17 protein-coding genes are annotated in these 18,967 nt (G+C 66.1%); 10 read left to right on the top strand and 7 right to left on the bottom strand.

The window, feature by feature from the left end:
- Nucleotides 1–149: 149 nt before the first annotated feature.
- The 3 genes from acs (at nt 150) to BLS61_RS12015 (ending at nt 4,763) form a co-directional block, all read left to right on the top strand.
- Entirely contained in the window at nt 150–2,111 is a 1,962-nt protein-coding gene (gene acs, locus BLS61_RS12005; protein WP_090431112.1) for an acetate--CoA ligase, read from the top strand.
- A 196-nt stretch (nt 2,112–2,307) separates the two neighbouring features.
- Complete coding sequence (locus BLS61_RS12010) at nt 2,308–3,939, top strand: methyl-accepting chemotaxis protein (protein ID WP_090431114.1); 1,632 nt, start codon at nt 2,308–2,310, stop codon at nt 3,937–3,939.
- Nucleotides 3,940–3,989: 50 nt separating this feature from the next.
- Entirely contained in the window at nt 3,990–4,763 is a 774-nt protein-coding gene (locus BLS61_RS12015) for an EAL domain-containing protein (protein ID WP_090431116.1), read from the top strand.
- A gap of 41 nt (nt 4,764–4,804) precedes the next feature.
- Here the strand turns inward: BLS61_RS12015 and BLS61_RS12020 are convergent, their stop codons facing one another.
- Nucleotides 4,805–5,482: a DUF4197 domain-containing protein gene (locus BLS61_RS12020; RefSeq protein ID WP_090431118.1), complete on the bottom strand. Its 678-nt coding sequence runs from the start codon at nt 5,480–5,482 to the stop codon at nt 4,805–4,807.
- A 116-nt stretch (nt 5,483–5,598) separates the two neighbouring features.
- On the opposite strand from BLS61_RS12020, the gene BLS61_RS12025 reads away from it, so the two are divergent.
- Complete coding sequence (locus tag BLS61_RS12025) at nt 5,599–6,000, top strand: hypothetical protein (RefSeq protein WP_090431371.1); 402 nt, start codon at nt 5,599–5,601, stop codon at nt 5,998–6,000.
- 7 nt (nt 6,001–6,007) lie between these two features.
- Here BLS61_RS12025 and BLS61_RS12030 read toward each other — a convergent pair whose 3' ends face one another.
- The 5 genes from BLS61_RS12030 to BLS61_RS12050 form a co-directional block, all read right to left on the bottom strand.
- Nucleotides 6,008–6,718 (bottom strand): SDR family NAD(P)-dependent oxidoreductase, encoded by a 711-nt coding sequence (locus BLS61_RS12030; RefSeq protein WP_090431120.1) that lies wholly within the window; start codon nt 6,716–6,718, stop codon nt 6,008–6,010.
- Nucleotides 6,715–7,248, bottom strand: a complete 534-nt coding sequence (locus BLS61_RS12035) for a DUF3833 domain-containing protein (protein ID WP_090431122.1) — start codon at nt 7,246–7,248, stop codon at nt 6,715–6,717. Before BLS61_RS12035 ends, BLS61_RS12030 begins: the two co-directional genes overlap by 4 nt.
- 8 nt (nt 7,249–7,256) lie before the next feature.
- Nucleotides 7,257–7,802 (bottom strand): chalcone isomerase family protein, encoded by a 546-nt coding sequence (locus BLS61_RS12040; protein ID WP_090431124.1) that lies wholly within the window; start codon nt 7,800–7,802, stop codon nt 7,257–7,259.
- Between the two features lie 129 nt (nt 7,803–7,931).
- Nucleotides 7,932–9,710, bottom strand: a complete 1,779-nt coding sequence (locus BLS61_RS12045; protein WP_090431126.1) for an acyl-CoA dehydrogenase C-terminal domain-containing protein — start codon at nt 9,708–9,710, stop codon at nt 7,932–7,934.
- Between the two features lie 275 nt (nt 9,711–9,985).
- Complete coding sequence (locus tag BLS61_RS12050) at nt 9,986–10,849, bottom strand: MBL fold metallo-hydrolase (protein ID WP_090431128.1); 864 nt, start codon at nt 10,847–10,849, stop codon at nt 9,986–9,988.
- 99 nt (nt 10,850–10,948) lie between these two features.
- On the opposite strand from BLS61_RS12050, the gene BLS61_RS12055 reads away from it, so the two are divergent.
- The 3 genes from BLS61_RS12055 (at nt 10,949) to BLS61_RS12065 (ending at nt 14,219) form a co-directional block, all read left to right on the top strand.
- Entirely contained in the window at nt 10,949–11,848 is a 900-nt protein-coding gene (locus BLS61_RS12055; RefSeq protein ID WP_090431130.1) for a LysR family transcriptional regulator, read from the top strand.
- A 122-nt stretch (nt 11,849–11,970) separates the two neighbouring features.
- Nucleotides 11,971–13,332, top strand: coding sequence for a putative bifunctional diguanylate cyclase/phosphodiesterase (locus tag BLS61_RS12060; RefSeq protein ID WP_090431132.1), 1,362 nt, complete (start codon nt 11,971–11,973; stop codon nt 13,330–13,332).
- A 230-nt stretch (nt 13,333–13,562) separates the two neighbouring features.
- The gene (locus BLS61_RS12065) at nt 13,563–14,219 is read left to right on the top strand and encodes a TIGR04211 family SH3 domain-containing protein (RefSeq protein ID WP_090431134.1); all 657 of its coding nucleotides are present in this window, start codon (nt 13,563–13,565) and stop codon (nt 14,217–14,219) included.
- Between the two features lie 4 nt (nt 14,220–14,223).
- Here BLS61_RS12065 and ubiM read toward each other — a convergent pair whose 3' ends face one another.
- Nucleotides 14,224–15,396 (bottom strand): 5-demethoxyubiquinol-8 5-hydroxylase UbiM, encoded by a 1,173-nt coding sequence (gene ubiM / locus BLS61_RS12070; protein WP_090431136.1) that lies wholly within the window; start codon nt 15,394–15,396, stop codon nt 14,224–14,226.
- Nucleotides 15,397–15,734: 338 nt separating this feature from the next.
- Between ubiM and BLS61_RS12075 the strand changes: the two genes are divergently transcribed.
- Genes BLS61_RS12075 through BLS61_RS12085 form a run of 3 tightly spaced genes read left to right on the top strand, consistent with a single transcriptional unit; the run spans nt 15,735 to nt 18,926 of the window.
- The gene (locus tag BLS61_RS12075; RefSeq protein WP_090431138.1) at nt 15,735–16,697 is read left to right on the top strand and encodes a glucokinase; all 963 of its coding nucleotides are present in this window, start codon (nt 15,735–15,737) and stop codon (nt 16,695–16,697) included.
- A gap of 56 nt (nt 16,698–16,753) precedes the next feature.
- Nucleotides 16,754–17,488, top strand: coding sequence for a response regulator (locus BLS61_RS12080; RefSeq protein ID WP_090431140.1), 735 nt, complete (start codon nt 16,754–16,756; stop codon nt 17,486–17,488).
- Entirely contained in the window at nt 17,478–18,926 is a 1,449-nt protein-coding gene (locus tag BLS61_RS12085; RefSeq protein ID WP_090431142.1) for an ATP-binding protein, read from the top strand. The genes BLS61_RS12080 and BLS61_RS12085 overlap by 11 nt, the downstream gene beginning before the upstream one ends.
- Nucleotides 18,927–18,967 lie beyond the last annotated feature (41 nt).

The following is an 18,967-nucleotide window of genomic DNA, read 5'->3' on the forward strand; positions in this document are numbered from 1 at the left end:
CCTGGCGCTGCCGAATTGGCTCGGCATGCGCCGGAAACTGTTGCAAGACCATGGTCTTAGAGTGGTAAGACCATGGTCGAATGGCCTCACGAAGGGTCGGGGGATACAAAAGGCACCATACAAAAACAACTACCCGCCGAGGTGATTCCATGAGTGCTGCGTCTCTTTACCCTGTGCGTCCCGAGGTGGCCGCACGGACCCTCACTGACGAGGCCACCTACAAGGCCATGTACCAACAGTCGGTAGTCAACCCCGAGGGTTTCTGGCGCGAGCAGGGCAAGCGCATCGACTGGATCAAGCCCTACACCAAGGTCAAGCAGACCTCCTTCGACGATCACCACGTCGATATCAAGTGGTACGCCGACGGCACCCTGAACGTCTCCTACAACTGCCTCGACCGTCATCTGGAAGAGCGCGGCGATCAGATCGCCATCATCTGGGAAGGCGACGACCCGTCCGAGCACAGGGAAATCACCTACCGTGAGCTGCACGAGCAGGTGTGCAAGTTCGCCAACGCCCTGCGTGGTCAGGACATCCACCGCGGCGACGTGGTGACCATCTACATGCCGATGATTCCCGAAGCGGCAGTGGCCATGCTGGCCTGCGCCCGTATCGGCGCTATCCACTCGGTAGTATTCGGCGGCTTCTCCCCGGAAGCCCTGGCCGGCCGCATCATCGACTGCCAGTCCAAGGTGGTGATCACCGCCGACGAGGGCGTGCGCGGCGGCAAGAAGGTGGCGCTGAAGGCCAACGTCGACGACGCGCTGACCAACCCGGAAACCCACAGCGTGCAGAAGGTCATCGTGGTCCAGCGCACCGGGTCCGAGATCAAGTGGAACCAGCATCGCGACATCTGGTACGAAGACCTGATGAAGGTCGCCGGCAGCGCCTGCGCGCCGAAGGAAATGGGCGCCGAGGAAGCCCTGTTCATCCTCTACACCTCCGGTTCCACCGGCAAGCCGAAGGGCGTGCTGCACACCACCGGCGGCTACCTGGTGTACGCCTCGCTGACCCATGAGCGCGTGTTCGACTACCGGCCGGGCGAGGTCTTCTGGTGCACCGCCGACATCGGCTGGGTCACCGGCCACACCTACCTGATCTACGGACCGCTGGCCAACGGCGCCACCACCGTGATGTTCGAAGGCGTACCGAACTACCCGGACGTCACCCGCGTGGCCAAGATCATCGACAAGCACAAGGTCAACATCCTCTATACCGCCCCGACCGCCATCCGCGCCATGATGGCCGAAGGCAAGGCTGCCGTGGCCGGCGCCGACGGCTCCAGCCTGCGCCTGCTGGGTTCGGTCGGCGAGCCGATCAACCCGGAAGCCTGGCAGTGGTATTACGAGAACGTCGGTCAGAGCCGTTGCCCGATCGTCGATACCTGGTGGCAGACCGAAACCGGTGCCTGCCTGATGACCCCGCTGCCGGGTGCCCACCCGATGAAGCCGGGCTCCGCCGCGCGTCCTTTCTTTGGCGTACAGCCGGCGCTGGTGGACAACCTGGGCAACATCATCGAGGGGCCGGCCGAAGGCAACCTGGTGATCATCGATTCCTGGCCGGGTCAGGCGCGTACCCTGTACGGCGACCACGACCGCTTCGTCGATACCTACTTCAAGACCTTCAAGGGCATGTACTTCACCGGTGACGGCGCGCGCCGCGACGAAGACGGCTACTGGTGGATCACCGGTCGCGTCGACGACGTGCTCAACGTTTCCGGCCACCGCATGGGCACTGCCGAGATCGAGAGCGCCATGGTCGCCCACCCGAAAGTGGCCGAGGCCGCAGTGGTCGGCGTACCGCACGACATCAAGGGGCAGGGCATCTATGTCTACGTCACCCTGAACGCCGGCGAGGAGTCCTCCGAGCAGCTGCGCCAGGAACTGCGCAACTGGGTGCGCAAGGAGATCGGTCCGATCGCCACGCCGGACGTGATCCAGTGGGCCCCGGGCCTGCCGAAGACCCGCTCGGGCAAGATCATGCGCCGTATCCTGCGCAAGATCGCCACCGCCGAATACGACGCACTCGGCGACATCTCCACGCTGGCCGATCCCGGCGTGGTGCAGCACCTCATCGATACGCATCGCCAGATGCAAGCCGCCTGCGCCTGATCGGCAACGGCACCGCGAAAGCCCCGCCCGGCCAAAAGCCCGGCGGGGTTTTCGTTTAGGGCGCCTGGATGTGAAAAGTTGTACATGAAAATTTATTTGTACAACTGTTGTATTGATATGCATAATGGCTTGGTGCCAGATGTGCGGTCGAATGACGCACCCCTATCCGCTCCTTGCCGAGTCAGAGGTTTCCCTCATGTTTGCCAATCTCAACATCTCCCAGAAGCTGTACTCGGGTTTCGGTGTCGTGCTGCTGATCATCCTGGTGCTGGTACTGTCGACCTGGCGTGGTTTCGGTCAGGTCGAGCGGTCGGTACGGCTGAATATCCACACCTATGACGTGATCATCGAATCGACCGATCTGCTGGCCAGCCTGATCAATATCGAAACCGGCGCGCGCGGTTTCGCGATCACCGGGCGGGACCAGTTCCTCGAGCCCCTGCGAGCTGGGCAGAAGGACTTCGAAGTACACCTGGCCGACCTGCGCCAGCTCACCCGCGACAACCCCGCTCAACAGCGCCGCTTCGCCGAACTGCAGAGCGTGTACGAGCAATGGCTGCGCGAAGACATCAACAGCCTCCTCGAGCTGCGTCGCCAGGTGGCCGCCGGCGCGCAGAGCTTCGATGCGCTGATCGAGCAGGTGGCGGCGGGTAATGCCAAGGTCAAGATGGACGCCATGCGCCGCCTGCTGGGCGAGGTGCAGGCCGAAGAACGTGGACTGCTGGAGCAGCGCACCACCTCGATGAACGACGCCAAGTCGCTGTCGCTGGTGATTCTGCTGGTAGGTGGCCTGCTCGCCACGGTACTGGCCATCAGCGTTGCCTTCCTGCTCTCGCGCAGCATCGCCGGGCGTCTGCAGCAGGTCGTCGAAGTGGCGCGCAGCGTCGCCCAAGGGCGTCTCGACTCGAATATCGAGCGGGCCGGGCGTGACGAGATCGGTGTGCTACTCGATGCCTTCGCCACCATGCAGCAACGCCTGCGCGAAATGATCGGGCAGATTCGTGCCGGTGCCGGGCAACTGGTCGAGGCGGCGCAGAACATTTCCAGCGCCTCCACCCAGCTGTCGGTGTCCACCCAGGAGCAGTCGCAGGCGGCCTCGAGCATGGCGGCGACGGTGGAGGAACTGACCGTGAGCATCAACCATGTCGCCGACAACGCCAACGAGGCGCACGGCCTGTCCAGCGACTCGGGCCGGCAGTCGGCCGAGGGCGGCGCGGTGATCCAGGAAACCCTCGGCAGCATGCAGCGCATCGCCGATACCGTGCAGGGCGCGGCGGCGCAGATCGCCGAGCTCGGTCAGCACTCGGACCAGATCTCCTCGATCGTCAACGTGATCAAGGAAATCGCCGACCAGACCAACCTGCTGGCGCTCAACGCGGCCATCGAGGCGGCGCGGGCCGGCGAGCAGGGGCGGGGGTTTGCCGTGGTGGCCGATGAAGTGCGCCTGCTGGCGCAGCGCACCGCCAACTCGACCCAGGAGATCACCGAGATGATCAAGAAGATTCAGCTGGGAACGCGCAATGCGGTAAGCAACATGGAAATCGGCGTGCAGCAGGTCAACGGTGGCGTGGAGCAGGCCAGCCAGGCTGGCGATGCCATCGTCGCCATTCGTCAGGCCTCCGGGCGCGTGGTCGACGTGGTCGATCAGATTTCCCTGGCCCTGCGCGAGCAGACCGTGGCCAGCCAGGACGTGGCGCGCAACGTCGAGCGCATCGCGCAGATGTCGATGCAGAACAGCGAGGCGGTGGCCGACACCTCGCGCACGGCGCAGGGGCTGCAGCAGCTGGCCGTGTCCCTGGAAAAACAGGTCGCCTCGTTCCGATTTTGACTAGGCTGACAGCAGGGAGGCTCCCGAGCCTTGTTCTTAAGGAAGCGCCGATGAATAGCTCAAGCATCTTTCCCCAGCCTTTCCGGGCCGTGGGCTGTGCCGAATGCCGCAATGTCGAGGCCCTGGGGTTCGATTTCACCATGGCCTTTCAGTTGATCGTCGACATCGAGGAGCGCCGGCCTTTCGCGTATGAGGCCCTGGTTCGGGGCCGCAACGGCGAGTCCGCCGCCGAAGTGCTGGGCCGGGTCAACGATGGCAACCGCTATCGTTTCGACCAGGCCTGCCGGGTCAAGGCCATCGAACAGGCGACGCAGCTCGGTCTGCTCGACCTGTCCGACTGCCTGCTCAGCATCAATTTCCTGCCCAACGCCGTCTATCGCGCCGAGACCTGCATCCGCGCCACGCTGGAGGCGGCGCAGCGCTTCGAGTTTCCGCGCGAGAGGCTGATGTTCGAGGTGACCGAGGGCGAGCAGATCCACGACGCCGAGCACCTCAAGCGGATCTTCGCCGAGTACGGCAAGCAGGGTTTCACCACCGCCATCGACGATTTCGGTGCCGGCTATTCCGGGCTCAACCTGCTGGCCGAATTCCAGCCGCACGTGCTCAAGCTGGACATGGCGCTTACCCGTGGCATCGATCAGGACCCGGTGCGCCAGGCGATCGTGGCCGGCATCGTGCTGGTGGCCAGGCGGCTGAACATCTGCATCATCGCCGAGGGCATCGAGACGGCGGGGGAGCGCGACGCCCTGCGGGAGCTGGGCATTCGCTACATGCAGGGTTTCCTGTTCGCCCGCCCGGCGCAGGACCGACTCTGCCTGCCCTGAGCCAAGAAAACGCCGCGCCGCCAGCCAGCGCGGCAGTCGTGTCACAGCGCGCCGAACACCTTCTTCGCCAGGCTGGTGGCGGCACCGGCCGGGTTCTGGCGAATGCTCGCTTCCTGTCTGGCGATCATCTCGAACAGGCCGTCGAGGGCCTGCTCGGTCACGTAGCTTTCCACCGTGCTGCTCTTGGCGTCGACCACGCCGAAGCTGGCGGCCTGGCCGGCGAAGGCGTTGTACTGCTGGGCCAGGCCGACCTGGTCGGTGGCCTGCTTGACGATGGGCAGGAACTTGGCGCGAATCTGCTCGCGGCTGCTCTTGTTCAGATACTGCGTGGCCGAGTCCTGCGGGCCGCCGAGAATCGCCTTGGCGTCGGCCACGGTCATCTTCTTCACCGCGTCGACCAGCAGCGCCTGGGCCTGCGGTACGGCCGCCTCGGCCGCCTTGTTCATGCTCGCTTCGAGCTGATCGACCTGAGCGCCCATGCCCATCATCTTCATGGTCTTGGCGGCTTTGCCGAGTTTGCCCGGCAGCTCGATGCGCACGTCCGGGTTGTTGCTGAAGCCGCCGGGCGTGCCCAGTTGCTTGACGGCCACCTGGGCGCCCTGGATCAGCGCATCCTTGAGGCCGCCGCTGGCGTCCTTCTGGCTCAGGTCGGCGAGGGACAGGGCGAAAACGTTGGCCGAGAGCAGCAGGCCAGCGGCGAACGTGGTGAGGCGCAGCATGGTGTTCATCCTTGCATCGGGGGAAAATGAGGTGAGCTTAACGGAGTCTGCCGGCCAGGCAAGCCAAGCGATGGGATGGATGGGCAGCGCACGCGGCTATGGCTATGATCAGGGCCATGAATTCACCGCTTCCCCTACGCAATCCCTGCCCGCCGGGCGCCTGCGACTGCCAGCGTGACGAGCTGCTGGAGCGGCCGGGTGCCGACACGCGTGTGCTGTTGCTGACCCGCAACGAGGAGCAGCGCCTGCTCGAACGCCTGGAGAACCTGCAGAGCCTGGAAGACCTCGAGCGCATGCAGCAACGCATGTTCGAGCAACTGGGTATTCGCCTGCAGATCGAGCCGAGCCATGGCGAGGTACGCAGCATGCGCGGCATTCATATGCACTTCGATACCCACCCGGGGCTGTGCCGCAAGACCCGGCAGAGCATTCCGGCGGCGATTCGCCGGGCCATGGAGAAGAAGCCGGAAATCGCCTGGCGCCTGCTCGATTCCTTCGATCTGTTCGGTGGGCTGTGATCAGCCCCTACCAGGGCAACTGCTGCCCATCGTAGGCATGGAAGCTGCCGCTGTGCTCGGGGCCGAGGCTGTCGATCACCCGCAGCATTTCGGCCGCCGCCTGCTCTGCCGGGCGTGCGGCCGCGGCGCCGCGAAATGGCTGCGACAGGGGTGAGATCACCGTGCCCGGATGCAGGGCGAGCAGGCGCGCCTTGGGCTTGCTGCGCGCCAGTTCGATGGCGGCGGTCCTGATCAGCATGTTCAGCGCCGCCTTGGAGGCGCGGTAGGCGTACCAGCCACCGAGGCGGTTGTCGCCGATGCTGCCGACCTTGGCCGAGAGCATGGCCATGGCGCCCTGTCTGTCGAGCAGGGGCAGGAAGTGGCGCAGCACCAGCGCCGGGCCCAGCGCGTTGACCTGAAATACCGCCTGCAGGGCATCGGCCTCGATGGCAGCCAGGCTCTTTTCCGGCGCGATGCCGGGGCGATGCAGCAGCCCGGCGGCATGCAGGATGAGTTGGTACGGGCCGTGCTCGGCCAGCGCGGTGGCGGCCGCGGCGATGCTGGTGGGGTCTTCCAGGTCCAGCGCCGGTGAGCTGGCGCGGCTCAGTTCGCGCACGCTGGAACAGCCCGCATCGGCGCGCAGCAGCTGGCAGAAGGCCTGGCCGATGGCTCCGCTGGCGCCGATCACCAGTGCCTTGTAGCCGCTGCCGAAGCTGGTCAGCGTCAGCGCTTCGCTCATGGCTGCGCCGCGCCGCGGCGGAAGAACAGGGTGACCTGGCCGAGCTCGATGCCGAACTTGCTCATGACCGAGCGGTTGATCATCGTGTCGTCGTCCATCAGGTACATCCAGTCGTCGAAGTAGACCACGTAGGTGTTGTCGTCCACCGGCAGGTTGAGGTGATAGCGCCAGCGCAAGGCATTGCCGGCCACTTCACCGACGGCCTGGCCGACCACGTCGTCGGCGGTGCCGAGCCAGCGGCCGGGGCCATCCGGGGTGAGTGTCCAGACCCGGCGCTGGCGGGTGCCGTCGCTGTACAGGAAACGCTCGTCGAGGATCAGCTTGTCGCCCTCGCGGCGGCTCTGGATATCGACATGGAAGCGTTTGATCACCTCGCCCGAGCGATCCTGGAACATGCCCCAGGCCTGCACCGGACCGGAGAAGTAGGTGGGCAGGTCCAGTACGGGTTTCTCGTTGGCGTAGCGTTCCACCGGGACCTGGCCGCAGCTGACCAGCATCAGGCTGGTCAGCAGGATCAGCAGGGCTTTCATGGCATACCTCATTGGTTAAGGCCGAGCAGCGCCGCGCGCAGTTTCGGGCTGCGGGTTTGCGGGTCGAGCCAGATGGAGAAGAAGGCGCGGGCGAACTCGGGGTCGTCGATGACGTGCTGCAGCTTGCCGTCGACGTAGAAGCGGCAACCTTCCTCGGGCAGGAACACGCCGGTGATGCGGGTGCCGTCCTTGACGTCGACGAAGGCCTGGCGCATCTGCTGCGCCCAGGTTTCCTGCTGCTCGCGGTCCAGTGGCTGGCCGTTGATTCGGCGAATCTCGTCGAGGCTGGTGTCGACCAGCGTGTCCCGGCTGATGTTGCGGCGGTAGGTCAGTTCCAGGGCGAAGGGCTGCGAGAAGTCCACCTGCTGCGCCGGGCTCCACAGCCTGGCGTTGTAGACCGAGAAGCCGAACCAGCTGAAGTCGCCGCTGCCGATCAGGCTGGCCTGTGGCAGGCGTTCCCGCCAGCCGGCCTGGCTATCGGCCTGTGCCTGGGCGCAGGCCAGCAGCAGCGCCAGCAGGAGGGTCGAACAGAGACGCGATGTCAGCGCGGCCATTGGGCATTCTCCACCGTTTGCAAAGACCGCGGCCGGTATCTGGCCGCGGGTAGCGAATAAAAAGATCCGACAACCAAAAAGGGGAGAAGGGAGTTGTCGGATTGCGCAGCTTGTCAGCGCCGCCTGCCCTCAGGCGGCGAATTCCTCGTCAGTGAAGGCCATCAGCGTCGCCTTGCCCGCCTTGATCTCGCCGAGCAGGGCGTCGGTTTCCGGCAGGATGCGAGCCATGAAGAAGTCCGCGGACTTGAGCTTGGCGCTATAGAACTGCGTTTCCGCGCTGCCGGCATCCAGCTGGCGCTGCGCCAGCTGGGCCTGTTGCGACCACAGCCAGGCCAGGCTGGTCAGCCCGAACAAGCGCAGGTAGGGCGTTGCCGCCGCGGCGGCCTGCTCCGGGTCCTTGCTGCCTTCGCTGGCCAGCCACAGGGTGGCCTGTTGCAGTTGTCTCAGCGCCTGGGTGACGGCCGCGGCGTGCGGAGCCTCGGCGTTGCTCTTGAGCCAGCCGTCGACCAGGGCGAAGAACGCACGTACCGCGCGGCCGCCGCCCAGCGACAGCTTGCGGCCCACCAGATCCAGCGCCTGGATGCCGTTGGTGCCTTCGTAGATGCGGGTGATGCGGCTGTCGCGCACCAGCTGCTCGATGCCCCAGTCTTCGGTAAAGCCCGAGCCGCCGAGCACCTGCAGGCCTTCGTTGGCGCAGGTGAAGCCTTCATCGGTGAGGAAGGCCTTGACCACTGGAGTGAGCAGCTGCACCAGGTCGTCGGCACGGGTGCGGGTTTCGGCATCCTCGGCGCCGTGGGCGATGTCCTGCTGCAGGCCGGCGAAGTAGGCGAGGGCGCGGCAGCCTTCGATCATCACCTTCTGGCGTAGCAGCATGCGGCGCACGTCCGGGTGCACGAGGATCGGGTCGGCCGGCTTGTCGGCCGCCTTGGGGCCGGAAATCGAGCGGCTCTGCAGGCGTTCGCGGGCGAAGCCCAGGGCGATCTGGTAGGCGCTTTCGGCGACGCCCAGGCCCTGCATGCCAACCATCAGGCGCGCCGAGTTCATCATGGTGAACATGCAGCTCAGGCCCTTGTTCGGTTCGCCGATCAGCCAGCCCCTGGCCCCTTCGAAGTTCATCACGCAGGTGGCCGACCCCTTGATGCCCATCTTGTGTTCCAGGCCGCCACAGAACACCGGGTTGCGGCTGCCGTCTTCCAGCACCTTGGGCACCAGGAACAGGGAGATGCCCTTCACGCTGTCCGGTGCATCCGGCAGCTTGGCCAGCACCAGGTGAACGATGTTGTCCACCAGGTCGTGCTCGCCGCCTGTGATCCAGATCTTGGTGCCGGTGATCGCGTAGCTGCCATCGGCCTGCGGCACGGCGCGGGTGCGGATCAGCCCGAGGTCGGTGCCGCACTGCGGCTCGGTCAGGCACATGGTGCCGGTCCACTCGCCGCTGATCAGGCGCGGCAGGTACTTCTCCTGCTGCTCGGGCGTGCCATGGCTGGTCAGGGCGTTGATCGCGCCATGGGTCAGGCCGGGGTACATGCCCAGCGACAGGTTGGCCGAGCAGGTCATTTCCTCCACCAGCATGTTGAGGACATGCGGCAGGCCCTGCCCGCCGAATTGCGGCGTGCAGGCCAGGGCCGTCCAGCCCCCCTCGGCGAATTGCCGGTAGGCGGCCTTGAAGCCGTCCGGGGTGCGCACCGCATGGGTGCTCGGGTCATATTGGCAGCCTTGCTTGTCGCCGGGGCCGTTGAGCGGAGCGAGGACGTTTTCGGCGAGCTTGGCTGCCTCTTCGAGGATCGCACCGCCCAGATCGGCGGTGAACTCGCGTTGGTCGGGCAGCGTCTGCAGCACGCTGTAGGCATCGAGCAGTTCTTCGAACACGAAGCGCATGTCACGCAGCGGAGCACGGTAGGACGGCATGGCGATTTACCCTAAAACTGTACAAGCGTTAATTGATGTACAGTTTTTGTATAGCTGATTGAGTCGCTTTGCAAGCCCTTTCACGTACGTTCGTGCAATGACTGCTGCGTCATGCTCCTGCTTGTGCAGCCTGTACAGGTTTTTTCGTGGCGCGAATGAAAACGCCCGGCAGAAGAATCCTGCCGGGCGTCCGAGGACGAATCTGGGTCAGCAGAGCAGAAGCTGGCCCTGCGCCTCGGCAAGCGTGCCGGCACCATCAACCCCGCCCCGGCGGCTTACGGCCATTGCATTTCCCCCTTGAGCACCTTGGCGCTGAGCTCCAGGCTGCTGTCGTCGAGCAGCTGCGGATAGCGCGCCTTCATCGCCGCGATCAGCGCCTGGGCGTCCCTGGCTTTGGCCAGCTCCACTTCCAGGGCCTGCAGGTAATCGCGGGTAAAGCGCAGGTCGCTCAGGTCCATCGCCGGCTCGCCGAGGTAGTGGCCCGGCACCAGGGTGTCCGGTTGCAGGGCTTCGAGTTCGTCCAGGGATTTGAGCCAGCTCTGCCGGGCTTCGACACTTTGTGCGTCGGCGACCCACAGGTGGATGTTGGCGCTGGTCAGCACGCCGCCGACCACGGCCCGGATGGCGGGAATCCACAGGCTGGTGTGCTGCGGGTCATGGCCGACCACTTCGATGCGCTGGCCTTCCAGCTCCAGCAGATTGCCCGCCAGCGCTTCGGGAACCAGGGTGCGCGCCGGCGCGCTGTCTTTCAGGATCGGCCCCCAGTAGGCCAGCTTGGGCGCGCGGCTCTTCTCGATGTAGGCGACAGTGGCCGGGGTGGCCAATACCTTGGCCTCGGGAAAGGCGCGGGTGAGCACGTCGAGGCCGAAATGGAAGTCCGGGTCGCCATGGCTGATGAAGATGGTGGTCAGGCGTTTGCCGCTGGCGCGGATGCGCTCGACCAGCGCCTGCGCCTCGTGGTTGGAGAACTGCGCATCCACCAGGATCGCGTCCTTCTCGCCGCTGATCAGGGTCGAGCTGACCGGGAACACCGCGGCTTCGCGCGGGTTGTAGGTGTCCAGGGTCAAGTGTTGGGCGAGGACGCTGCCGGCGGCAGCAAGCAGGCCGAGGCCGGCGATGAAACGGGTGGCGAAGGACATGGCGATCTCCAGACTGGTAGGGAGCGCGCATCTTATGCACTACCAGTCGAGCGAAAAGCCGCTTAACCTGGCCAGGTTAATTGCGTGAATCGAGCGAATATGGATCGACTGACAGCAGCACAGGTCTTCGTCGAGGTGCTGGAGCGCGGCAGCCAGACCGCAGCGGCCGAGGCCCTGGACATGTCGCGGGCGATGGTTTCGCGTTACCTCGCCGAGCTGGAAGGCTGGGCCGGCGTGCGCCTGCTGCACCGCAGCACGCGGCGCCTGAGCCTGACCGCGGCCGGTGAGCAGATGCTGCCGCAGTGCCGCGAGATGCTGGCGCTGGCCGAGCGCATGCAGGCCCTCGGCCAGGGCCTGGACGACACGCCGCGTGGCACCCTGCGTATCACCTGCAGCCAGTCCTTCGCCCAGGCCTGGCTGGTGCATGCGCTGCACGACTTCACCCGGCGCTACCCGCAGGTCAGCGTCGACCTGCTGGTGGGCAGCGAGGCCGTCAACCTGGTGGAGGCGCGCATCGACCTGGCGCTGCGCATCACCAATCAGCTCGACCCCAATCTGATCGCCCGGCGCCTGGCTGCCTGCCGCTCGGTGGTCTGCGCCAGCCCGGACTACCTGGCCCGGCACGGTACGCCACAGCGCCCGCAGGATCTGGCGCGGCACAACTGCCTGGCCTACGCCTATTTCGGTCGCAGCCTCTGGGAGTTCGAACACCAGGGCGAGCTCAGCGCGGTGTCGGTGTCCGGCAGCCTCAGCGCCAATGAGTCGATGGTGCTGCTGGAGGCCACCCTGGCGGGCGCCGGCATCAGCCTGCAGCCGCTGTATTCGGTGGACGGCCTGTTGCGCGAAGGGCGCCTGGTGCCTCTGCTGACGGACTATCGGCCGCCGCAACTGGGCATTCACGCCCTGTACGGTACGCGCAGGCAGATGCTGCCGGCCATGCGCCTGCTGCTGGACTTCATCGCCGAGCGCCTGGCCAGCGACGCCCACTGGCCGCATTGATCACCAACCGGTGAACCGCTGTTCGGCGCGCCGGGCTGGCAACGGCCCGGCAAAAGCTGCGCGGCAAACTTGCATTCGGCCAGGCAGCTTCAAGAATGAAGTGATCGAATCAGGATTTCACCATGCCATCACTCTCGACCTTCAGCAGGCGCGTTCGCCAACTCTGGCATGGTGCTGACCTTGCGCTGGTCGGCCAGCGTCGCGAGCGCCGCATGCGCATGCTGGCGAGCCTGGTCATGGTGGCGATGGGGCTGTTTTGGGGGCTGTTCTTTTCCTCGCGAGGCTACTGGGCCATCGTGGTGATGGACGTGACCATCATCTGCAGCGGTCTTGCCGTGTTCGGGCTGACCCTGCGCAACCGGGCGCGTGCCGCCAATCTGATCCTGTTCGGTGCGCTGATCCTGATTGTCGTCGCCTCGACGCTGCTGCTCGACCCGTCGACGCCTGCCGCGCCGCGGGCGACGCACCTGTACCTGCTGCCGGTGGCCGTGGGCGCGCTGATGGCCTTTCGTGACGAGCACCTGTGGCTGCGCTATGGCATGTCCCTGTTCTGCCTGCTGCTGTTCGTCGCCCTGGCTGCGTCGAACTGGCGACCAACCGATCTCTACGCGCTGCCCGATGAGGTGCGCATCACCGGCTCCTGGTTGCAGGGGCTGGTCGCCATGGCGCTGTTCTTCGTGCTCCTGCACATCCTGCAAAGCGACACCGCCGAGCGTTCGGAACTGGACCGCGACCTGCGCGCAGCGGTGCGCGAGGGGCAGTTCGTGCTGTACTACCAGCCACAGCTCGATGACAGCGGCCGGGTGACCGGTGCCGAGTTGCTGATTCGCTGGCAGCACCCGCAGCGCGGGCTGCTGTCGCCCGGCGAGTTCATCGATCACGCCGAGAACACCGGGTTGATCATCCCCATCGGCCAGTGGGTGCTGGAGCAGACGGCCGCGCGGTTGCGGCAGTGGCGCGATGACCCGCTCTATCGCGATCTGGTCCTGGCGGTGAACATCAGCCAGAAGCAGTTCGGCCAGGCCAGTTTCGTCGCCGAGATCCTCGGCCTGATCGAACGCCACGGCATCGATGCCCAGCGCCTGGAGCTGGAACTGACCGAAACCCTGATCGTCCACGATCTCGAGGACCTGACGCGCAAGATGACGGCGCTGGTCGAGCAGGGCGTGCGTTTCTCCCTGGATGATTTCGGCACCGGCTTTTCCTCCCTCAGCCACCTCAAGCGTCTGCCGCTGAGCAAGCTGAAGATCGACCGCTCGTTCATCTGCGACGTGCTCACCGATGCCAACAGCGAAACCATCGTGCGCACCGTGATCGCCCTCGGCCAGAGCATGGGCATGACGGTGATCGCCGAAGGGGTGGAAACCGAGGCGCAGCGGCGCTTTCTGGTGGACAACGGCTGCAGCCGGTTCCAGGGCTATCTGCTGGGGCGGCCGATGCCGCTGGCGGATTTCTGCACCTTCGTCGCGCGCCACAACGCCTGACTCGGCGCTCCGTCCATCAGCCTCGCCTGCTCCGAGTGAACTCGGGGCAATCGGGCAATGTCTGTCTGCTGTCGGCCCGTTCCGGCAGAAATTGATGGCTATTGGCCGTTAGTGTGGCGTCTTCGTCGCGGATTCTGCCTGGATCATGCTCGGGCACTTTCCCCGGCATCTGGCCGGCAACGTTCATCCCGTTTTGCGGGTTCGTCTGATTGCCACGTGAAGATCGCCCCATGTTTCTATTTCGTCATGCTCCCCTTCAACCCCGCATCCTCGGTGCCTGCCTGCTGCTCGGCGGCCTGCTCGGCGGCGCACAACCGGCGCTGGCCGAAGAGGCGCCGAACAACCAGCGCTGGGTCAGCGACAGCCTCAACACCTACGTGCGCAGTGGCCCTACCGACGGCTACCGCATCGTCGGCACCCTGACCTCGGGGGAGAAAGTCGAGCTGTTGCGCACCCAGGGCGACTACAGCCAGGTGCGCAGCGACAACGGCAACACGGTATGGATTCCCAGCCGCGACCTGCAATCGGTGCCCGGCCAGGCCGAGCGTCTGCCGCAACTGGAGCAGAAGGTCGCCGACCTCAGCGCCGAGCTCAAGGGCATCGACGACGCCTGGAAGGTGCGCGTGCAGGGCATGCAGGAAACCCTGGACTCGCGCAAGACACTGATCGACGAATTGCAGGCCGCCCGCGCTGCGCTGGATGCCGAGCTGACCAGTACCCGCTCGCAGCTGCGCGACGCCCAGGCGCAACTGGGAGAGGAGCAGCAACAGGTGCTGATGCGCTACATGGCCTATGGCGGCAGCATCGCCGGCGCCGGGCTGCTGCTCGGTCTGATCCTGCCGACCCTGCTGCGGGTCAAGCGCAAGCGCAACGACCAGTGGGTATGAGAGCTCAGCCTCGTGCCGTCAGATGCCGGGCGATGCCCTTTCTCAGCGGCAGCAGGCCCTGTGCCACGCGCAGCCCGGCGCCGCGCAGCAGGCGGGCGGGCAGGTGATCGCTGGTGTACAGCTCCACCAGCAGGTTGGTGGCCTGATACAGCGGCCAGGTGGCCAGTCGCAACTGGCGCTCGTAGTGCGCCAGCGGCGCGCCTGCGCCGATGTCCTGGCGCTTGCCCTGCGCGACGAGCAGCGTGTCGCTGAGCAACTGCACGCCGGTCAGGCCGAAGTTGAAGCCATGCGCGGTGACCGGATGCATGCCGACCGCGGCATCGCCGAGCAGGGCGCAGCGGTTGCCGACCATGCGCCGCGCGTAGGCACCTACCAGCGGATAGGCGTGGTGGCTGCTGACCAGCTGCATGGCGCCCAGGCGGCGCTCGAAGCGCCGTTCCATCTCGCGGGCGAAGATCGCTGCGTCCAGTTGCTGCAGGCGTTCGATCTCGCGCGGCGGCAGGGTCAGCACCACCGAGGATTGCCGGCCATTGAGCGGCAGCAGGGCCAGGGTCTGGCCGTAGCCGAACCATTCCCAGGCCACCTGCTGGTGGTCGTGCTCGTGCTGCATGCGGCACACCAGCATGGTCTTGCCGAAGTCCTTGAGCTGCGCGCCGATGCCGAGCTGGCGGCGGGTTTCGGAGAAGCGGCTGTCGGCGGCCACCAGCAGGCGCGGTTGCAGCACCTGGCCATCCTGAAGCACCAGCTTCATCTCGCCCTGGTTTTGCTCGATGGCGCGCACGCCGGTTTCACACAGCAACTGCACGTCGGCGCATTCGCTTGCGGCCTGGTAGGCGGCGCGGCGAATGGCCTGGTTGGCCACCAGATGGCCGAGGCGCTCGGCGCCGGCCTGCTCGGCACGGATCTTCAGGGCGAACAGCGAGGGGCCGTTGAACACCTGAGCGTCGCGCAGCACGGCGACATCCTCGGTGGGCAGGCGCTGCCACAGGCCGAGGCGTTCGAGCAGGGCCTGCGAGCCATGGGTGAGGGCGATCTCGCGGCCGTCGAACGCCGGTTCGGCCAGGGCCTGCTCGGCCTGACGCTCCAGCACGACGATGGACAGACCGTGCCCGGACAGGGCGCGGGCCAGGCACAGGCCGGCCGGCCCTGCGCCGACGATGACGATATCGGGTGACATGCTGCAGCTCTCCGTGCGGATGACCAATGGGGCAGGTGAAATTCGCCAGGTGCCCATGCAAAGTGCGAGTCTAGGTCGCAGCCGGGCTGCAGATATTGTCCGGGGTCATGGCGAAGGCTGAACGGAGCGTCGCCGAGGTGGCGACTGCCTGTGCCATTGTGCGGTGAAATATTGTTGTTATTACTACTTTGCTCCGGTTGATGGGCGTAATTTTCGGGTTTATTGTGGTGCGCGTTGTCTTAACTACAAAAATAATTCGGGTTTGGAGTCGATAGCATGCCCCCTCTCTCTTCTGTGACAGCCGTTGCGCGATGCCCTCTCGCCATGGAGGCGTCGACGTGAAACTGGCTCTGGTCGGCGACATCGGTGGTACCAACGCACGCTTCGCCCTGTGGCGTGACGATCAGCTGGAGGCGGTGCAGGTCCTGGCGACCGCCGATTTCCCTGGGCCGGAGCAGGCCATCATCGCCTATCTGCAGGCCCAGGGCCTGCCGCTGGGGGCCATAGGCTCGGTATGCCTGGCCTGTGCCGGGCCGGTCAGCGGCGATCTGTTCCGCTTCACCAACAACCATTGGCGCATCGATCGGGCGGCCTTCTGCGCGGCGCTGCAGACCGACGAGCTGCTGATGATCAACGATTTCTCCGCCATGGCCCTGGGCATGACGCGCCTGGCCGAGCACGAGCGGATGCCGGTGTGTGCGGGGCAGGCGCAGGCAGAGCGGCCGGTGCTGGTGATCGGGGCCGGCACCGGTCTGGGCGTCGGCACGCTGCTGGAACGTCCGGATGGTCGCTGGCTGGTGCTGCCAGGCGAGGGCGGGCATGTCGACCTGCCCATCGGCAGCCCGCGCGAGGCAGAGCTGTGGCAGATCCTCTATCGACAACTGGGTCACGTGCGGGCCGAAGACGTGCTCAGCGGCAATGGCCTTCTGGTCCTGTACCGGGCCATGTGCGAGCTGGACGGCCAGCCGCTGCAGCACGCGACGCCGGCGGCGATCACCGCTGCCGGCCTGGCCGGCGATCCGGTCGCTGCCGAGGTGCTGGAGCAGTTCAGCGTGTGGCTCGGGCGCGTTGCCGGCAACAATGTGCTGACCCTCGGCGCGCGGGGCGGTGTGTACATCGTCGGCGGCGTGGTGCCGCGTTTTGCCGAGCGCTTTCTCGCCAGCGGTTTTGCCAAGAGCTTCAGCGACAAGGGCTGCATGAGCCATTACCTTGACGGCGTCCCGGTGTGGTTGGTGACGGCCGAGTATCCCGGTCTGACGGGTGCCGGCGTGGCCTTGCAACAGAGGGCCGAGGCCGGTTAGAACCTGCACCGATCCAGGCCCGCATTGCGGCATGAATACAACAAGGACGGCGGACCATGAGCCAGCCCGGCAAATCGATTCTGCTGGTCGATGACGACCAGGAAATACGTGAACTGCTCGAGACCTACCTGAGCCGCGTCGGCTTTCAGGTGCGTGCCGTGGCCGACGGCGCCGCCTTTCGCCAGAGCCTGTGTGCGGAGTCGGCCGACCTGGTGATCCTCGATGTCATGCTGCCCGACGAGGACGGCTTCAGCCTGTGCCGCTGGGTGCGCGAACACCAGCGTTTCGCCCAGGTGCCGGTGATCATGCTCACCGCCAGCTCCGACGAGGCCGACCGGGTGATTGGCCTGGAGCTGGGCGCCGATGACTACCTCGGCAAGCCGTTCAGCCCGCGCGAGCTGCTGGCGCGGATCAAGGCGCTGCTGCGCCGCGCGCAGTTCAGCCAGGAGCGCAGCGGCGAGGTGCTGGTATTCGATGACTGGCGCCTGGACATGATCAGCCACCGCCTGTTCCACCGCGACGGCGAGGAGGTGATCCTGTCCGGTGCCGACTTCGCCCTGCTCAAGCTGTTTCTCGATCATCCGCAGCAGATACTCGACCGCGACACCATCGGCAATGCCACCCGTGGCCGCGAGGTGATGCCGCTGGAGCGCATCGTCGACATGGCGGTAAGCCGCCTGCGCCAGCGCCTGCGCGATACCGACAAGCCGCCGCGGCTGATCCGCACCGTGCGTGGCAGCGGCTACCAGCTGGCGACAACCGTCAGCGTGCAGGCCGGCGATGGCCGCTGAACGGCGGCGCTGGTTGCCGCTGCCGCGCTCGCTGCTCGGGCGCATGCTGCTGCTCACCCTGCTGGCGATACTCGCGGCGCAGACGCTGTCCAGTGTGATCTGGCTGTCGCAGTTGCGCGCCACCCAGCTCGAAGGCCTGGTGACCACGGCGCGCAGCCTGGCCCATTCGATGTCCGCCAGCGTGCGCTACTTCCGCTCCCTGCCGGTGAACTACCGGCCGCTGGTGCTCGACCAGCTGCGCAGCATGGGCGGCACGCGCTTCGTGGTCAGCGTCAACGACCGCCCGCTGCAGATGAAGCTGCTGCCGCCCACGCCGCGCAAGCAGGCGGTGACCGAGACGGTCACCGAGGTGCTGCGGCAGGCCCTGGGCAGCGCCGCAGACATCTCGGTGACCTTCGTCAGGCCGGACGATCTGCTGATCTTCAACGGCGGCCTGAAGCTCGACGAGCTGCCGCGCTCCTGGGCGCACTACGCGCTGACCCTGGAGCCACTGAACCCGCCGGTGCTGGTGACGCAGATTCAGCTGGCGCCGGGTGAATGGCTGTACATCGCCTCGCTGCTGCCCGAGCCCTACACTGGCCTGGAGGAGCCCATCCTGCCCACCCAGCAGCTGTGGTTCATCCTCCTGACCAGTGCCTTTTTGCTGCTGTTCATCGGTCTGCTGGTGCACCTGCAGAGCCGTCCGCTCAAGCGCCTGGCGCGCACTGCGCGGCACCTGTCGCTGGGCGCGGAAGTGGAGCCGGTGGCCGAAGGCGGTGGCCGCGAGGTGGTGGAAGTGGCGCGTGCCTTCAACGCCATGCGCGAGCGCATCAGCCGCTACCTGACCGAGCGCAGCCAGTTGTTCAGCGCCATTTCCCACGACCTGCGCACGCCGATCACGCGCCTGCGCCTGCGCGTCGAGCTGCTCGACGACGAGAGCCTGCAGGCCAAGTTCGGCCGCGATCTGGACGATCTCGAGCTGCTGGTCAAGGGCGCGCTGCAGTGCGTGAAGGACACCGACATTCACGAGAACATCGAGCCGGTCGACCTCAATTACCTGCTGCACGGGCTGATCGAACCCTACCTCGGCTCGGGCCGCGTCACCCTCGATGGTGCCGCGCGTGATCTTTATCCCGGCAAGCCGCTGGCCTTGCGCCGTTGCATCGGCAATCTGCTGGACAACGCGCTGAAGTATGGCGAGCGCGCGCACCTGCACATCGAGGATGACGCCGAGGCATTCGTCCTGCATGTCGATGACGAGGGGCCGGGTGTGCCCGAGCAGAAGCTCGAGCAGGTGTTCGAGCCGCACTTTCGCCTGGCCAGCCAGCAGCAGGGCTACGGCATGGGCCTGGGCATCGCACGCAACCTGGCGCACAGCCACGGCGGCGAGCTGAGCCTGCGCAACCTGCGTGACGGCGGGCTGCGCGTCACCCTCTGGCTACCGCGCCAATCCCGTTGAATTTGCGCTCGTGAGCCCTCGCGTCGAACCGCAGAATGCGC

It is taken from the genome of Ectopseudomonas guguanensis, from assembly GCF_900104265.1.
Classification (GTDB): Bacteria; Pseudomonadota; Gammaproteobacteria; order Pseudomonadales; family Pseudomonadaceae; genus Aquipseudomonas; species Aquipseudomonas guguanensis.

What these genes read in the sequence shown, in the direction of transcription:
- acs (WP_090431112.1), top strand. Translation starts at nt 150, where the DNA reads ATGAGTGCTGCGTCTCTTTACCCTGTGCGTCCCGAGGTGGCCGCACGG.
- BLS61_RS12010 (WP_090431114.1), top strand. Translation starts at nt 2,308, where the DNA reads ATGTTTGCCAATCTCAACATCTCCCAGAAGCTGTACTCGGGTTTCGGT.
- BLS61_RS12015 (WP_090431116.1), top strand. Translation starts at nt 3,990, where the DNA reads ATGAATAGCTCAAGCATCTTTCCCCAGCCTTTCCGGGCCGTGGGCTGT.
- BLS61_RS12020 (WP_090431118.1), bottom strand. Translation starts at nt 5,482, where the DNA reads ATGCTGCGCCTCACCACGTTCGCCGCTGGCCTGCTGCTCTCGGCCAAC.
- BLS61_RS12025 (WP_090431371.1), top strand. Translation starts at nt 5,599, where the DNA reads ATGAATTCACCGCTTCCCCTACGCAATCCCTGCCCGCCGGGCGCCTGC.
- BLS61_RS12030 (WP_090431120.1), bottom strand. Translation starts at nt 6,718, where the DNA reads ATGAGCGAAGCGCTGACGCTGACCAGCTTCGGCAGCGGCTACAAGGCA.
- BLS61_RS12035 (WP_090431122.1), bottom strand. Translation starts at nt 7,248, where the DNA reads ATGAAAGCCCTGCTGATCCTGCTGACCAGCCTGATGCTGGTCAGCTGC.
- BLS61_RS12040 (WP_090431124.1), bottom strand. Translation starts at nt 7,802, where the DNA reads ATGGCCGCGCTGACATCGCGTCTCTGTTCGACCCTCCTGCTGGCGCTG.
- BLS61_RS12045 (WP_090431126.1), bottom strand. Translation starts at nt 9,710, where the DNA reads ATGCCGTCCTACCGTGCTCCGCTGCGTGACATGCGCTTCGTGTTCGAA.
- BLS61_RS12050 (WP_090431128.1), bottom strand. Translation starts at nt 10,849, where the DNA reads ATGTCCTTCGCCACCCGTTTCATCGCCGGCCTCGGCCTGCTTGCTGCC.
- BLS61_RS12055 (WP_090431130.1), top strand. Translation starts at nt 10,949, where the DNA reads ATGGATCGACTGACAGCAGCACAGGTCTTCGTCGAGGTGCTGGAGCGC.
- BLS61_RS12060 (WP_090431132.1), top strand. Translation starts at nt 11,971, where the DNA reads ATGCCATCACTCTCGACCTTCAGCAGGCGCGTTCGCCAACTCTGGCAT.
- BLS61_RS12065 (WP_090431134.1), top strand. Translation starts at nt 13,563, where the DNA reads ATGTTTCTATTTCGTCATGCTCCCCTTCAACCCCGCATCCTCGGTGCC.
- ubiM (WP_090431136.1), bottom strand. Translation starts at nt 15,396, where the DNA reads ATGTCACCCGATATCGTCATCGTCGGCGCAGGGCCGGCCGGCCTGTGC.
- BLS61_RS12080 (WP_090431140.1), top strand. Translation starts at nt 16,754, where the DNA reads ATGAGCCAGCCCGGCAAATCGATTCTGCTGGTCGATGACGACCAGGAA.
- BLS61_RS12085 (WP_090431142.1), top strand. Translation starts at nt 17,478, where the DNA reads ATGGCCGCTGAACGGCGGCGCTGGTTGCCGCTGCCGCGCTCGCTGCTC.